Raw genomic sequence first — 13694 nt, forward strand, 5'->3', positions numbered from 1 at the left:
CTCCGATCGGACCTCACCCCACCCGGTCCTCACCCCGCCCGGCCCTCACCCCGTTCGGGTCTGGTCAGGCGGTGGCGCGGGAGAGGTTGTGGTCGGCGAGGCGGCCGAGCTCCATGAGGCCGGCGCGCTTGACCTTCTGGCCGACGACCATGAGGCTCATCACGACGTTGCCCCGGCGGATGACGACCGAGCCGATCTGGGCGTTGCGGTCGCCGCCGGTGGCGGTGGTCAGGTAGGCGCGCGACTCGTCGCCCTGGCGCGGCATGGCGAGGTGCTGGGTGCGGTAGGTGACCTTGGTGCCCTGCACGTCGGCGTGGTAGGCGGTGCACTGCTTGGGGAGGGCGACCGGGAAGGCGCCGCGCGGGAGCTCGACGACGGCCTGGGTGATGGAGCCGCGCGGCGAGGCGAAGGCGATGACGGCGGCCGGGGCGCCGGCGATCTCGGGCTTGGCCGGGTCGAGCTGGGTGGCGCCGGCGCATTCGGGGCGGTCGAGCTTGGTCTGGCGGACGGCGGCCAGGCCCTCCTTGACGGACTTCAGGCTGCCGAAGGTGCCGATCTCGGGCCCGTACGCGACGCGCATGCCCTTGGGGGCGGGGAGCAGGGCGGTGCGGAGCTTGCCTGCCTGGGGCGCGGTGGAGGCGGCGGGCGGGGCGGCCTCGGGCTTGCTCTGGGCGGGGGGCTCGTCGGCGGAACAGCCGGTCATGGCGGTCATGGCGGTCATGGTGAGACATATTGCGGAAAGGGCCCTGAGCATGGTCGCTCCATTCGTCGGCACGGCATTGGATAAACGCTAAGGGAAGTCCGAGTGCCGGAGCCGGGCAACGCGAAATTGTGAGGCTTTGTCGCGTAAGCCCTGGTCAGTGAGCCCTTTGCGGCGCGGCAAAGGGGAATTTCCGGTACCAGGTCCTGCAAAATGTTGCCCGGCCTTCTGCGCGGCATGACGCGGCATTCGTACCGGAGTTTCGATGATCGCGGGATGAGTGACTTCACCGGACCGTCCATTTCGCGCCGCGACTTCTTCGACGGCGTCGCCGTGACGGCGGGCGCCGCGATGCTGGCGTCACCGGACGCGGCCCTCGCCGCCGGCGGCCCGGCGGACCTGACCGGACCGGCCGGGCTCACCGGGCTCACCGGGCCGGCCGGCGGCCTGCGGGGCGACACCGCGCAGGCGCTCAGCGTGCCGCACGCGCTGCGTGACGGCCGGTTCTGGCAGTACGCGGACCCCGGCGCCCCCACCGGCGAGGAGTACGACCTGGTGGTGGTCGGCGGCGGCGTCAGCGGCGTCAGCGCGGCCTACGCGTGGCTGCGCCGCGAGCCCGGGGCGCGGGTGCTCGTGCTGGACAACCACGACGAGCTCGGCGGCCACACGCGCGGCGAGGAGCTGCGGCCGGGCGGCTGGCCCGGGGCCGTGATCCGCACGCCCGAGGCCAGGGCGCTCGTCGAGGAGCTCGGCGTCCCCGCCGAGTCCACCGGGACGACGGTCAGGACGCGGGCGTACGACAGCGTGATGTGCGACCGGGAGAGCTTCGGGTCCGACGTGCTGGTCGGGCAGGACGGCGACGTCGAGGCGTGGGCCGGGCGGCTGCCGATCGCCGGGCAGGCCAGGCGGGACCTGGTGCGGCTGCACCGGGACCCGCCGGACTGGTTCCCCGGGCTGTCGCAGGAGGAGAAGGAGGAGCGGCTGGCGGGCCTGACGTACTCGGCGTTCCTGCTGGAGGTGTGCCGGGCGCATCCGGACGTGGAGCGGTTCTGCCGGACGATGTCCAGCGCGGCCTGGGGCTACGGGACGCGGGCCTTCGGCGCGATCGACGCCTGGGCGAGCGCGTACCCGGGGTTCGGCGGGCTCGGACTGGACCGGGGCAAGCCGTCGCGGTTCAACTCGCCCACGGTCAAGCAGGAGTGGGAGCGGCCCGCGTACCGGCTGACCGGGGGTGTGCGGTCGCTGGTGGCGCGGATGGCCGGGCGCATGCCGGGGGCGCGGTTCCGGCTGTCGAGCCCGGTGGTGTCGGTGCGCGACGACGGGGCCGGGGTGGTCGTGGGCTACTTCGACGGGCACGCCGTCAGGACCGTGCGCGCCGGGGCGGCGATCCTGGCCTGCTGGCACATGGTCATCCCGTACCTGGTGCCGGACCTGCCGGACGATCAGCGCGCGGCGTTGCGGCAGGCGGTCAAGATGCCGCTGGTGGAGGCCGTGGTACGGCTGCGCCGCCCGCAGGAGTGGCGGGGCCGGGCCCGCTGGACGGGGGCGTACTGGACGGCGACGGAGGTGGACGGCACGCGGGCGCACCTGGTGGCGGCGCCGTGCCGCTCGGAGCTCGGCCCGGCGGAGGGGGCCGCGGCGGGGCGGCGGGAGCTCTTCAGGACGTCCTACGCGGCGCTGGAGCAGGGCGTGCGCGACCAGCTCGGGCGGCTGCTCGGGAGCGGGTTCGACCCGGCGGGGGACGTCGAGGCGATCACCGTCTACCGGTGGGGGCACGGGTTCGCGCCGGAGTACTGCCGGCCGTGGCACCCGTTCCATCCGGACGGGCCGTCGCCGGCGGAGGCCGCGCGGCGGCGGTTCGGCCGGATCGCGATCGCCGGATCCGACGCCGTGCCGGGCGCGCGGGCCGACGCGGCCATCAGCGCGGCACACCGCGCCGTGACGGAACTCCTCGCCGGGTAATCGCGTTGAACATCCCCTTGCTCCCCCTGCGCCAGACGCATAATCGGTGCTAGTCTCCTGTGCGATCTTCCGGAGGTGTATTTACACGAAGGTGTGAAATGCCCTCGACTCCGAGGTTGGGACATGGGCTCGCAAAACCGGTCAATTCGGTTCAAGATCTTTTTATTGTTACTGCTACCCCTCCTGTCCTTGAGCGCGCTCTGGGGTTTCGTGCTCAACCTCACCGTGAGCGACGGCCAGGCCCTCCTCCGCGGCGACACCCTCTACCAGACGATCGGCATCGCCTCCACCGACCTGGGGCTTCAGCTTCAGGCCGAACGGGAGCGGTCCATGGTCGCGGTCACCACCCGTAAGCTCACCGAGGACCTCGGCGCCCAGCGCGCCCAGACCGACCAGGCGCTCGGCGAGTTCCGCCAGGCCGTCACCGAGGCCGGCGGCGCGGTCAGCGCCGAGCTGCGCGGCCAGATCGACGCCCTCGACGCCGAGCTGCGCCGGCTGGGCCCCATCCGCGACGGCATCGACGACGGCTACAGCTCGCGGCTGACCGGGCTCACCGAGTACAACCGGGTGCTCGACGCGGTGTTCCGGTTCTACGACCACCTGACCCCGGTCCCCGACCTGACGATCTACCAGCAGGCCTCCGCCCTGCAGACGATGGGCAACGCCCGCGAGTTCCTGTCCAGGGAGCGGGCGCTGATCAAGGCGGCCCTCCTCGACCGGCAGCTCACCGAGCCGGAGGCGGCGGCCTTCACCGAGTACGTGTCCTCGCGCAAGTTCCTGCACGCGCGCGGCCAGGCCGGGCTCGACGTCCAGTTCCGCGCCCCGTACGAGGAGCTGTTCAAGAGCCAGACGTTCCAGTCGTTCGCCACGATGGAGGCGCGGATCATCCGCACCGGCGCGCCGCCCCCCGACGCGCCGTCCTGGGCGGCGGCGGCCGACAGGCTGATGGCCGAGCTGGACCGGATCGGCTCGGAGTCGGCGCTCACGCTGGCCTCGCGGGCGGCCTCCGGGGCGACCACTACCAAGATCGAGATCGGCGTGGCCGGCGGCGTCGGACTGCTCGCGGTGCTCGCCTCCATCATCATCTCCGTGCGCTTCGGCCGGCGGCTCGGCGCCGAGCTGGCCGGGCTGCGCTCGGCGGCCGTCGAGCTGTCGGAGCGGCGCCTGCCCGGCCTGGTCGAGCGGCTGCGCACCGGCGAGGAGGTCAACGTCAAGAAGGAGGCCAAGCCGATCAAGGTCAGCGGCTCGGCCGAGATCACCGACGTGGCCAGGGCGTTCGGCTCGGTGCAGCGCACGGCCGTGCACGCCGCCGTCGGCCAGGCGGCGCTGCGGCGCGGCGTCGGCCAGGTCTTCCTCAACCTCGCCCGGCGCAAGCAGGGGCTGCTGCACCGCCAGCTCTCGCTGCTCGACAGCATGCAGCGCCGCACCCACGACCCGGACCGGCTGGAGGAGCTCTTCCGCCTGGACCACCTGACCACCCGCATGCGGCGGCACGCCGAGAGCCTGATCATCCTGTCCGGGGCCGCGCCCGGCCGGGCCTGGCGCAAGCCGGTGCCGGTGGTCGACATCGTGCGCGCCGCCGTCGCCGAGGTCGAGGACTACACCCGCGTCACGGTCGCCACCATGCCCCCGGGCGCGATCGACGGCGCGGCCGCCGCCGACCTCACCCACCTGGTCGCCGAGCTGGTCGAGAACGCCACCATCTACTCCCCGCCCGACACCGCCGTCGAAGTCCGCGGCGACCGGGTGAGCAACGGCTACTCGATCGAGGTCGAGGACCGCGGGCTGGGGCTGTCGGCCGACGAGTACGCCGCGTACAACGCGTTGCTGGTCGACCCACCCGAGTTCGACCTGGCCGACAGCGACAGGCTCGGCCTGTTCGTGGTCGCCAGGCTCGCGGAGCGGCACGGCATCAAGGTTGTGCTGCGCCGCTCCCCCTTCGGCGGCACCACCGCCATCCTGCTGGTGCCGCGCCCGCTCGTCACCGACCAGGAGGAGCTGACCGCCTCCGGTGACGAACTGCCCGCCCTGCCCAGCCGTACCCGGAAGAAGGCCCTCGCCGTCGTGAGCGGCGGCACGCACGCGGGGTTGCCAAGGCGGGTCAGGCAGGCCAACCTTTCATCCCGGCTCCAGCGGTCCGAGCCGGGACCTGAGCGGAAGAACGAACGCTCTCCCGACGAGGTACGCGACCTGTTCTCCGCGTTCCAGCGGGGAACCCAACGTGCCCGAGAAGATGTGAACGAGGAGGGGGAGGCATGAGTGTGCCGACGACCAACACCGGTGAGCTGAACTGGCTGCTTGACGACCTGACGACCAGGGTGGGCGCGGTCAGGCAGGCCGTCATCCTGTCGACCGACGGCCTGGCCGTCGGCCATTCCAAGGGCCTGAGCCGGGAGGACGCCGAACACCTGTCAGCCGTGGCGGCCGGTTTCCAGAGCCTGGCGCGCGGCACCGGGCGGCATTTCGGCGGCGGCGACGTGCGCCAGACCATCGTGGAGATGGAGTCGGCGTTCCTGTTCGTGACGGCGGCCGGGCAGGGCACCTGCCTGGCGGTGCTGGCCGACGCCAACGTGGACGTCGGGCACATCGCCTACGAGATGGCGATGCTGGTCAAGCGGGTGGGCCAGCACATCACCACCAATCCGCGAGCAACACCGTGAGCGAGACCCCGCGGTGGCTGGACGAGGACGCGGGGCCGGTCGTCCGGCCCTACGCCCTCATCCGCGGCCGCACGAGGTCCTCGGGGGACAATCTCGATCTCATCGCCACCGTGAGCGCCGTCGGGGAACCTCCCGCAGACCTCGGCCCCGAACAGGCGCTCATCCTGCGTGTCGCACGTCATCCGATCTCGGTGGCCGACGTGGCCGTCGAGCTCGACCTGCCTGTCGGCGTCGTCCGGGTGATGCTCGGCGACCTGCGTGACCACGGCCTCATCTCTGTGTCGGCCCCCGCAGCGGCTGGGTCGCGCCCGAATGAGGGCATTCTCAAGGAAGTGATCAATGGACTCCGTGCTCTCTGAGGACCCCGTCGCGTTGAAGATCCTCATCGCCGGGGGGTTCGGCGTGGGCAAGACCACGCTGGTCGGCTCGATCAGCGAGATCAAACCGCTGCGCACGGAGGAGGTGCTCTCCGACCGCGGGATCGGCGTGGACGATCTCGACGGCGTGGAGGCCAAGACCACCACGACCGTCGCGATGGACTTCGGCCGCATCACGATCCGCGAGGGGCTGGTCGTCTACCTGTTCGGCACGCCCGGCCAGGAGCGGTTCTGGTTCATGTGGGACGAGCTGTCCTACGGGGCGCTGGGCGCCGTCGTCATCGCCGACACCCGGCGGCTGACCGACTGCTTCCCGTCGGTCGACTACTTCGAGCAGCGCGGGACCCCGTTCGTGGTGGCGGTCAACTGCTTCGACGGCGCCGACCAGCACAGCGTCGACGACGTGCGGATCGCGCTCGACCTCGACGACGGGGTGCCCGTGATGCTGTGCGACGTGCGGCGGCGCGCCTCGGCCAAGGAAGTCATGATCACCCTGGTCGAGCACTCGCTGCGGACGCTGACCGCCGCCGGCTAGAGCGCCCGCAGGCCGTTGATCACCTCTCTGAGGAGGCTCTCCGTCGGGGAGGACCCCTTGGAGATCGGCGCGCGCACCGCCACCAGGCCGTAGCCGAGCAGGTCGCCGAGGAGCACCCGGGCGACCTGCACGGGCAGGTTGAGCTCGGAGGCCACCTCCGCGACCGGCCGCGCCTGGGCGGCCACGCAGGCGAGCAGCCGCCGGTGCTGCGTGCCGAGATCGGCGTGCGCGGGCGCCTGCTGCCCCGTCGGGGCCACGGTCGCCAGCAGGTCGAGCGATGCGGTGGCCTTGGTGCGCCCCCGCGCCACCGCGTACGGCCGGACCACGGGCCCGGCCTCGTCGTCAACCCACTCGTGCTCGCGGCTCACGATCACGCTCCCCCATCCTGGTCGGTATCCTGACGCCCGCGCTGCCAGCCCGACTGGAGCGAGGAGAGCAGGGCCCTGGCCTCCTCTGGTGAGCGCTCCTCGACGGGCTCGGCGGGTTCCTGCGGTTGCCTGAGCTGCTGCGGCAGGTTGGCCTGCCGGACGCGCCTGGGCAGCCCCGCCTCCTGCCGCGGCTCGATGCTCCGCCTGTTGGTACGGACGCGGCGGGGCAGCTCTCCCGGCCCGGTGTCGTTGCTCACGACCGAGACCGAGACGGATTCGAGCTGCTGCATCGGCTGGGGCGACGGCATCGGCTGCACCAGGGAGCCCGGCACGAGCACGATGGCCGTGGTGCCCCCGTACGGGGAGGGCTTGAGCGTCACGCTGATGCCGTGGCGGGCGGCGAGCATGCCGACGACGGCGAAGCCGAGTCGTTCGGTCTGCGCCGGGTCGAAGTCGGGCGGGCTGGACAGGCGGCGGTTGACGGCGTCGCGGTCGGCGTCCGACATGCCGAGCCCGCGGTCCTCCACCTCGACGGCGAACCCCTTGCCGACCAGCTCGCCGCGGACGGACACCTCGTTGCCCGGGGAGGAGAACGTGGCGGCGTTCTCGATCAGCTCGGCGAACAGGTGCATGAGGTCGGCCACGGCCGCGCCGGCGATGCCGCACTCGGGCATCGGGTAGACGCGGACCCGGGTGTAGTCCTCGACCTGGCCGGCTGCGCCGCTGAGCACGTCCTCGACCGGGATGACGCCGCGCCACCTGCGCCCGGCGCTGCCGCCGGAGAGCAGCACCAGGCCCTCGGCGTGGCGGCGCATGCGGGTGGTCAGGTGGTCGAGCTTGAACAGCCGCTCCAGCGCCTCGGGCTCCTCGGTCTGGCGCTGCATCTCGTCGAGCAGCTTGAGCTGCCTCTGCACCAGCGACTGGCTGCGCCGGGCCAGGTTGCGCAGCGCCTCGGCGACGCCCTCGCGGAGCCTGGCCTGCTCGACGGCGGCGTCCACGGCGGTGTGCTGGACGCTGTCGAAGGCGGTGGCCAGGTCGGCGACCTCGCTGGTCGCGCCCTCGGCCACGGTGAGGGGCGGCGCCTCGGCGGCGATGTCCACCTGCTCGCCGGAGCGCAGCTTGGCGACGACCTCGGGCAGCCGGATCTCGGCGAGGTCGAGCGCGGTGTGGCGGAGCTCGGCCAGCTCGCGGGAGACGCGCCGGCCGACGCGGATCGAGACGAACACGGAGAAGACGACGGCGATGAGGCCGAGCGCGCCGGCCACGGCGGCCCGCACGATGACGACCATGCCGGCGGGCTCCATCCGGCTCAGCAGGATGCCGCCGGCGGCGTTGACGGCCTCGGTGTAGTCCTTCAGCACGGGGTCGACGGTGCCGCGCCAGAGCTGGAGGTCGACCTTGTCGCCGGCGACGTAGGTCTGCAGCGCCCGTTCCATCGTGGCGTGGCGGGGGGAGGCGGCGACCCGCTCCAGCGGGGCGCGCATCTCGGCGTCGAGGTTGGCCAGGGCCTTGGGGAACAGGTAGGTCCTGGCCCCGTCGAGGCCGGCCAGCATGTGCACCTCGGCCATCGTCCACTTGGTCGGCTCGTCGTCGCCGCCGTTGCCCGCGACGATGAGCGCGTGCTCACGGCTGAGCAGTTCGCGCACCTGCTGGACGGCGATGAGGCCCTGGGACTGGCGTGACAGCTCGACGTCGGTGCTGACGGTGAAGGCCGCGTAGAGGCGGTCGATGGCGTCGGGGATGGCGGCGTACCGGTTGACCAGGTCGTGCGGGGACAGCGCCCGCTCGTCGACCTGGCGGCGGATCTCCGACAGCCCGTCGACGGCCTTGAGTGCGGCCTGGAGCTGGACCTTCATGTCCTCGGTGAGCGACTCCTGGGTGTCCTCGGCCAGTGCGCTGTCCTTGAGCCGCTTCCTGACCTCGTCGGACGTGGCCCGGATGTCGGCCAGCTTGCGGGTGTCGGTGGTGACGCCGGACATCAGCTCGGCGGAGGCCAGGCGTTCGGCCTGGAGCTGGACGATCAGGGTGTCGGCGTGGTTGATGATCCCGTTCCAGAAGGTCTCGACCTTGAGGAGGTTGAGCGCCTCTCTCGACGTGGTGCTCGCGGCGAAGCCCCAGAGTGCCACCAGGGAGATCAACGGGATGACGAGCAGCGTCGAGATCTTGAATCTGATGGATCTGCCCGATGCCATGACACCCGCTCCCGGATAGAAGATCGCGGGAGACAATATCACCGAAAGACACGGTTTTAAGATCGACTAGCGATAAATCTGTGATATGTCGGGAAATTTACCGTCTTCCCCATCCACACCACTCGTACCAGCCAGGCGGCCAGCACCGCAAGCAGGGCCACCTCCGCCCCCAGCAGCACCCGCTCGACCAGCCCGATCATCACCCGCTCCCCCGGCAGGGCCACGTACGTGATCGCCAGCAGCCCCAGCCCGCCCGCCAGCGCCAGCCACTCCACCGTCCTGGCCACCGGCTTCCACACCGGGTCGGCGGCCAGCCTCGGCACCAGCAGCGCCCCCGCCGCTGGCAGCGCCACGAAGGCCGCCACCGACACGTACCGGTGAACCTGCGCGGCCACGTCCAGGTCCGCGCCGAGCGGCGTGGTCGGGATGACGGCCGCGACGAACAGCGCCCCCGACCACACCAGCATCAGCCGCTCCGGCATCCCCCTGACCGGCGCCCCCGCCGCCCGCAGCCCCGCCAGCAGCGCCAGCGACCCCAGGGCCATGACCGCCATCGCGACCTCCGTGACGCCCCCGCGGTCGGCCACGGCGTACTCGCTGACGGTCACGTTCAGCGGGTCCAGGTACGGGTCGGGGCCGAACTGCCCCACGACCACCCCGGACACCGCGAACACGATCGCGGCGCACGCGATGAGCGGATAGGCCTTCTTGACTGCGGACATGGGGCAATCCTTCAGCCGGAAGGCCCCTCGGCGCATCCGGGCCTCCCCCCTACCCGTCCCTGAGGCGCCCCCTAGAGGGCGGCCAGTTGCGCGGTCGCACTGGCCAGGAGCAGGTCCAGCGCGGCCGGGTAGGCGCTGTCGTTCATGTTGGCCACCAGCAGGTGGGCCGTGGCGGCGATGTGCGGGTGCGTGGCGGCGGGCAGGCGGGCGTAGGTGGCCTGCCAGACCTGCTCGTCGGCCGCCCGCGTGGCCGGGGGCAGGGCGAGCGTGGCCGCGTCCAGCACGGCGAAGCCGAGCGCCTGGTCGATGAAGGCGTGGTAGATCCGGACCGCGTCGGGGTCGGGGAAGCCCGCCGTGCGCAGGATCGCCAGGATCGTCTCGTCCACCGCCACCTCGTGCGGCCGGCCCGCCACCCGGCTGGCCGTCAGCACCGCCGCCTGCGGGTGGGCCAGGTAGGCGTCGTAGATGCTGAGGCCGAGACTGCGCAGGTCGGCGCGCCAGTCGCCGGTGGCCCGCCAGCCGGTCAGGGCGTGCGCGAACAGTTCGTCGGCGATGGCCAGCGTGAGGTCGTCCATGCCGCGGAAGTAGCGGTAGATCGTGCTCGCGTCGGCGCCCAAGGCCAGGCCGAGCCGCCGGGCGGTGAGCCCGGCGGCGCCGTGCTCGCGCAGCATGCGCAGGGCGGTCTCCACGATGAGGTCGTGGGTGAGCACCTGGCCTTCCTTGGTGCGGCGGCGCCGCTGGCGTGCCGCGTCGGGAACCACTCGCTTGGCCATGTCACCCCTTATGCCAACACCATTGACGTTGACGAGCCTACTGGCCTTTCCTGGGAGAACACCGATTTGGGGAGAGTTGTCATGCGTGTTCTGCTCATGGGCGCCGGCGGTGTGGGCACCGCCGTCACCCGCATCGCCACCCGCCGCTCGTTCTTCGACCATATGGTGGTCGCTGACTACGACCTGTCCCGTGCCGAGGCGGCCGTTGCGCCGCTGGACCCGCGCCGCTTCACCGCCGTGCGCGCCGACGCATCCGACCAGGCCGCGGTCACCGACCTGCTCCGCGAGCACCGTTGCGACGTGCTGCTCAACGCCACCGACCCGCGCTTCGTGATGCCGCTGTTCGAGGCGGCGCTCGCGGCCGGGGCCGACTATCTGGACATGGCGATGTCCATGTCCAGGCCGCACCCCGAGCGGCCGTACGAGAAGGCCGGGGTCAAGCTCGGCGACGAGCAGTTCGCCCGCGCCGGCGCGTGGACGGACGCCGGGCGGCTCGCGCTCGTCGGGATGGGCGTCGAGCCGGGCCTCGCCGACGTCTTCGCCCGCTACGCCGCCGACGAGCTCTTCGACGAGATCGAGGAGATCGGCATCCGCGACGGCGCCAACCTGACCGTGGACGGCTACGAGTTCGCGCCGTCGTTCTCCATCTGGACGACGATCGAGGAGTGCCTCAACCCGCCGCTCATCTACGAGCAGGACCGCGGCTGGTACACCACCGAGCCGTTCAGCGAGCCGGAGGTCTTCGACTTCCCCGAGGGCATCGGCCCGGTGGAGTGCGTGAACGTCGAGCACGAGGAGGTGCTGCTGGTGCCCCGCTGGGTCGACGCCGGCCGGGTCACCTTCAAGTACGGGCTCGGCGAGGACTTCATCGCCAAGCTCAAGACCCTGCGCGCGCTCGGCCTCGACCGCACCGACCCGGTGACCGTGCCGACCGAGGAGGGCCCGGCCCGCGTCTCGCCGCGCGACCTGCTGGCCGCCGTGCTGCCCGACCCCGCCGGGCTGGGCGCCAGGATGCGCGGCAAGACCTGCGCCGGCACCTGGGTGAAGGGCGTCAGCGGCGGGTCACCGCGCGAGGTCTACCTCTATCACGTGGTCGACAACCAGTGGTCGATGAGCGAGTACGGCTCCCAGGCGGTCGTGTGGCAGACCGCCGTCAACCCGGTCGTCGCGCTGGAGCTGCTGGCCACCGGCGCGTGGAAGGGCACCGGCGTGCTCGGCCCCGAGGCGTTTCCGGCCCGCCCGTTCCTGGACCTGCTGGAGGAGTACGGGTCGCCGTGGCGGATGCGGGAGCAGGTGCCGTCAGAGGCCTGACGGGTCGCGGCCGACGCTGATCTCCTCGGCGATGCGCCGGATCTCCGCCAGGTTGATGCCGGGGGCCGGAGGGAGCTGCCGGGCCAGCGCGTCCATCACCACGGGCACGGGCTGGCCGGCCAGCCGCCCCGCGATCGAGTGGACCACCCTGAACAGCGCCTCTTCCGTCTCACGCATCCCGTCTCCTCACTCGGCTACCGCCGTAGACCTTACGGGGTGCCGGCGACAGTTTTCGCGCTCCGGCTCTCGCGTCGGCTTAGTTGACGCCTCATTTAAATTTGAACAAAACGAAAGGGGCCCGTCATGCCTGTCCAGCGACTCAACCACGCCGTCCTGTACGTCCGGGACGTCGAGCGCAGCGTCGCCTTCTACCGCGAGGCGCTCGGCTTCGAGGTCGTCATGGGCATGCCGGGCGCGGCCTTCCTCCAGGCGCCCGGCTCGACCAACGACCACGACCTCGGCCTGTTCCAGATCGGCCAGGACGCCGGCCCGTCACCCGCCGGACGCACCGCCGTCGGCCTCTACCACCTGGCGTGGGAGGTCGACACGCTCGACGAGCTGGAGCGCATCTCCGCCAGGCTGAGCGAGCTCGGCGCGCTCGTCGGCGCCTCCGACCACGCCACCACCAAGGCCCTGTACGCACGCGACCCCGACGGCCTGGAGTTCGAGGTCTCCTGGCTGGTGCCCGCCGCGTTCGTCGACGAGGCCCTGCTCGCGGCCCGGTCCAGCATCCGGCCGCTGGACCTGGCCGCCGACCGGGCCCGATACGGCGGGCAGACCCGGGGCGGGGTCGGGGTGTCGATCCCCGGCTAGCGGGTTACCGTGGGAGGACCAGTTTCCTTCTCTTGGAGAACGTCATGCCGAGAGATCCCGACCACGTGCTCGACGCCATCGACGGCGTCGTCGACGAGTGGGAGACGCTGAGCGCCGACGCGATGCGCTGGGCGCCTCCCGAGAACAAGGGCGACGACCTCCTGCGCGAGGTCACCGAGATCTTCGCGCCGCTGGCCGAGGCCCTTACCGAGGCGTTCCGGCCGCTGGGCGACGCCGTCACCCGCGCCCTCGACACCCTGGTCGACGAGGACGACGACCGTTAACGGGCGAACCGGTCGGTGGCGGCCAGCAGGGCCTCCCTGACGCCCGCGTAGGCGTTGGAGTGCCCCGCGCCCTCGACCACGATCAGCTCGCAGCCCGGCCACGCCCGCGACAGGTCCCAGGCCGTCTGGAGGGGCGTGCTGATGTCGAGCCGGCCGTGCACCAGGACCCCGGGCACGTGCCCCAGGCGCTCGACGCCGGTGATGATCTCGTCGTCGGGCAGCCAGGCGGCGTTGCGCCAGTAGTGGGTCACCAGCCGGACGAACCGCATCCGGAACACCGGGTCCTCGAACGTCGGATCGGGCTTGTGGTCGGCGTTCACCCGTACGTGGGAGTCCTCCCAGCGGCACCACTCGCGGGCCGCACGATCGCGCACGGCCGGGTCGGGGTCGGCGAGCAGGCGCGCGTAGGCGTCGGCGAGGTCGCCGTCGCGGTCCTTCTCCGGCACGCCGTCGCGGAAGCGTTCCCACTCCTCGGGGAAGTAGCGCCCGACGCCCCTGGTGATCCAGTCGACCTCGTGCCTGCGCGTGGTGGCGACCCCCGACATGATCACCTCGGTGACCCGGTCCGGGTGGCGCACGGCGTAGGCCAGGCCCAGCGTGGTGCCCCAGGAGCCGCCGAAGAGCTGCCAGCGGTCGATGCCCAGGTGCTCGCGCAGCAGCTCCATGTCGGCCAGCAGGTGGTCGGTCGTGTTGACGGACAGGTCGGTGTCAGGGTCGGCGGCGTCGGGCGTGCTGCGCCCGCATCCGCGCTGGTCGAACAGGACCAGCCGATAGCGCTCCGGGTCGAAGTATTCACGCCAGCGCGGCCCGGCCCCGGACCCCGGCCCGCCGTGCACGATGACGGCGGGCTTGCCGTCGGGGTTGCCGCTCACCTCCCAGTGGACGAGGTTGCCGTCGCCCACGTCGAGCATTCCCTGGTCGTACGGGTCAATTCGCGGATACATGGTCGCGCTCCTCCCGATGGGGCTCAGATCTAACAGCGCTGTTATATTAGCCC

Annotated in this window: 15 protein-coding genes; 8 read left to right on the forward strand and 7 right to left on the reverse strand. The window is 71.9% G+C overall.

The window, feature by feature from the left end; genetic code table 11:
* Nucleotides 1–64: 64 nt before the first annotated feature.
* Nucleotides 65–721: a hypothetical protein gene (locus AB0G11_RS39370; RefSeq protein WP_357591736.1), complete on the reverse strand. Its 657-nt coding sequence runs from the start codon at nt 719–721 to the stop codon at nt 65–67.
* A 255-nt stretch (nt 722–976) separates the two neighbouring features.
* Between AB0G11_RS39370 and AB0G11_RS39375 the strand changes: the two genes are divergently transcribed.
* The 5 genes from AB0G11_RS39375 to AB0G11_RS39395 all read left to right on the forward strand — a co-directional run bounded on the left by AB0G11_RS39375 (nt 977) and on the right by AB0G11_RS39395 (nt 6234).
* On the forward strand, nt 977–2662 hold the full coding sequence (locus tag AB0G11_RS39375) for an FAD-dependent oxidoreductase (RefSeq protein ID WP_357591738.1): 1686 nt from the start codon (nt 977–979) through the stop codon (nt 2660–2662).
* A 189-nt stretch (nt 2663–2851) separates the two neighbouring features.
* Entirely contained in the window at nt 2852–4921 is a 2070-nt protein-coding gene (locus AB0G11_RS39380; protein ID WP_357591740.1) for an ATP-binding protein, read from the forward strand.
* A complete protein-coding gene (locus AB0G11_RS39385; protein WP_049557807.1) occupies nt 4918–5322 on the forward strand; it encodes a roadblock/LC7 domain-containing protein in 405 nt (134 codons plus the stop codon). The genes AB0G11_RS39380 and AB0G11_RS39385 overlap by 4 nt, the downstream gene beginning before the upstream one ends.
* Nucleotides 5319–5681, forward strand: a complete 363-nt coding sequence (locus AB0G11_RS39390) for a DUF742 domain-containing protein (protein ID WP_219498903.1) — start codon at nt 5319–5321, stop codon at nt 5679–5681. The genes AB0G11_RS39385 and AB0G11_RS39390 overlap by 4 nt, the downstream gene beginning before the upstream one ends.
* Nucleotides 5662–6234 (forward strand): ATP/GTP-binding protein, encoded by a 573-nt coding sequence (locus AB0G11_RS39395; RefSeq protein ID WP_219498900.1) that lies wholly within the window; start codon nt 5662–5664, stop codon nt 6232–6234. Before AB0G11_RS39390 ends, AB0G11_RS39395 begins: the two co-directional genes overlap by 20 nt.
* Here AB0G11_RS39395 and AB0G11_RS39400 read toward each other — a convergent pair.
* The 4 genes from AB0G11_RS39400 to AB0G11_RS39415 all read right to left on the reverse strand — a co-directional run bounded on the left by AB0G11_RS39400 (nt 6231) and on the right by AB0G11_RS39415 (nt 10289).
* Nucleotides 6231–6602, reverse strand: coding sequence for a DUF742 domain-containing protein (locus AB0G11_RS39400; RefSeq protein ID WP_219498896.1), 372 nt, complete (start codon nt 6600–6602; stop codon nt 6231–6233). The two genes, AB0G11_RS39395 and AB0G11_RS39400, sit on opposite strands and share 4 nt — an antisense overlap.
* A 2-nt stretch (nt 6603–6604) precedes the next feature.
* Nucleotides 6605–8794 (reverse strand): nitrate- and nitrite sensing domain-containing protein, encoded by a 2190-nt coding sequence (locus AB0G11_RS39405; RefSeq protein WP_357591742.1) that lies wholly within the window; start codon nt 8792–8794, stop codon nt 6605–6607.
* A 56-nt stretch (nt 8795–8850) separates the two neighbouring features.
* Nucleotides 8851–9516 carry a DUF998 domain-containing protein gene (locus AB0G11_RS39410; protein WP_357591744.1) on the reverse strand — a complete coding sequence of 222 codons (666 nt, stop codon included), beginning with the start codon at nt 9514–9516 and terminating at the stop codon, nt 8851–8853.
* 71 nt (nt 9517–9587) lie between these two features.
* Entirely contained in the window at nt 9588–10289 is a 702-nt protein-coding gene (locus AB0G11_RS39415) for a TetR/AcrR family transcriptional regulator (RefSeq protein ID WP_357591746.1), read from the reverse strand.
* Nucleotides 10290–10370: 81 nt separating this feature from the next.
* Here AB0G11_RS39415 and AB0G11_RS39420 point away from each other — a divergent pair, with 81 nt between their 5' ends.
* The gene (locus AB0G11_RS39420; RefSeq protein ID WP_219498883.1) at nt 10371–11600 is read left to right on the forward strand and encodes a saccharopine dehydrogenase C-terminal domain-containing protein; all 1230 of its coding nucleotides are present in this window, start codon (nt 10371–10373) and stop codon (nt 11598–11600) included.
* On the opposite strand, the gene AB0G11_RS39425 is transcribed toward AB0G11_RS39420, so the two are convergent.
* Nucleotides 11589–11777, reverse strand: coding sequence for a hypothetical protein (locus AB0G11_RS39425; protein WP_219498867.1), 189 nt, complete (start codon nt 11775–11777; stop codon nt 11589–11591). The two genes, AB0G11_RS39420 and AB0G11_RS39425, sit on opposite strands and share 12 nt — an antisense overlap.
* 126 nt (nt 11778–11903) lie before the next feature.
* Between AB0G11_RS39425 and AB0G11_RS39430 the strand changes: the two genes are divergently transcribed.
* Nucleotides 11904–12413 carry a VOC family protein gene (locus AB0G11_RS39430; RefSeq protein WP_219498864.1) on the forward strand — a complete coding sequence of 170 codons (510 nt, stop codon included), beginning with the start codon at nt 11904–11906 and terminating at the stop codon, nt 12411–12413.
* A gap of 44 nt (nt 12414–12457) precedes the next feature.
* On the forward strand, nt 12458–12697 hold the full coding sequence (locus AB0G11_RS39435) for a hypothetical protein (RefSeq protein ID WP_219498861.1): 240 nt from the start codon (nt 12458–12460) through the stop codon (nt 12695–12697).
* On the opposite strand, the gene pip is transcribed toward AB0G11_RS39435, so the two are convergent.
* Nucleotides 12694–13641: a prolyl aminopeptidase gene (gene pip / locus AB0G11_RS39440; RefSeq protein ID WP_219498859.1), complete on the reverse strand. Its 948-nt coding sequence runs from the start codon at nt 13639–13641 to the stop codon at nt 12694–12696. The genes AB0G11_RS39435 and pip overlap by 4 nt on opposite strands.
* Nucleotides 13642–13694 lie beyond the last annotated feature (53 nt).

The organism is Nonomuraea sp. NPDC023979, assembly GCF_040639085.1.
GTDB classification, from domain to species: Bacteria; Actinomycetota; Actinomycetes; order Streptosporangiales; family Streptosporangiaceae; genus Nonomuraea; species Nonomuraea ceibae.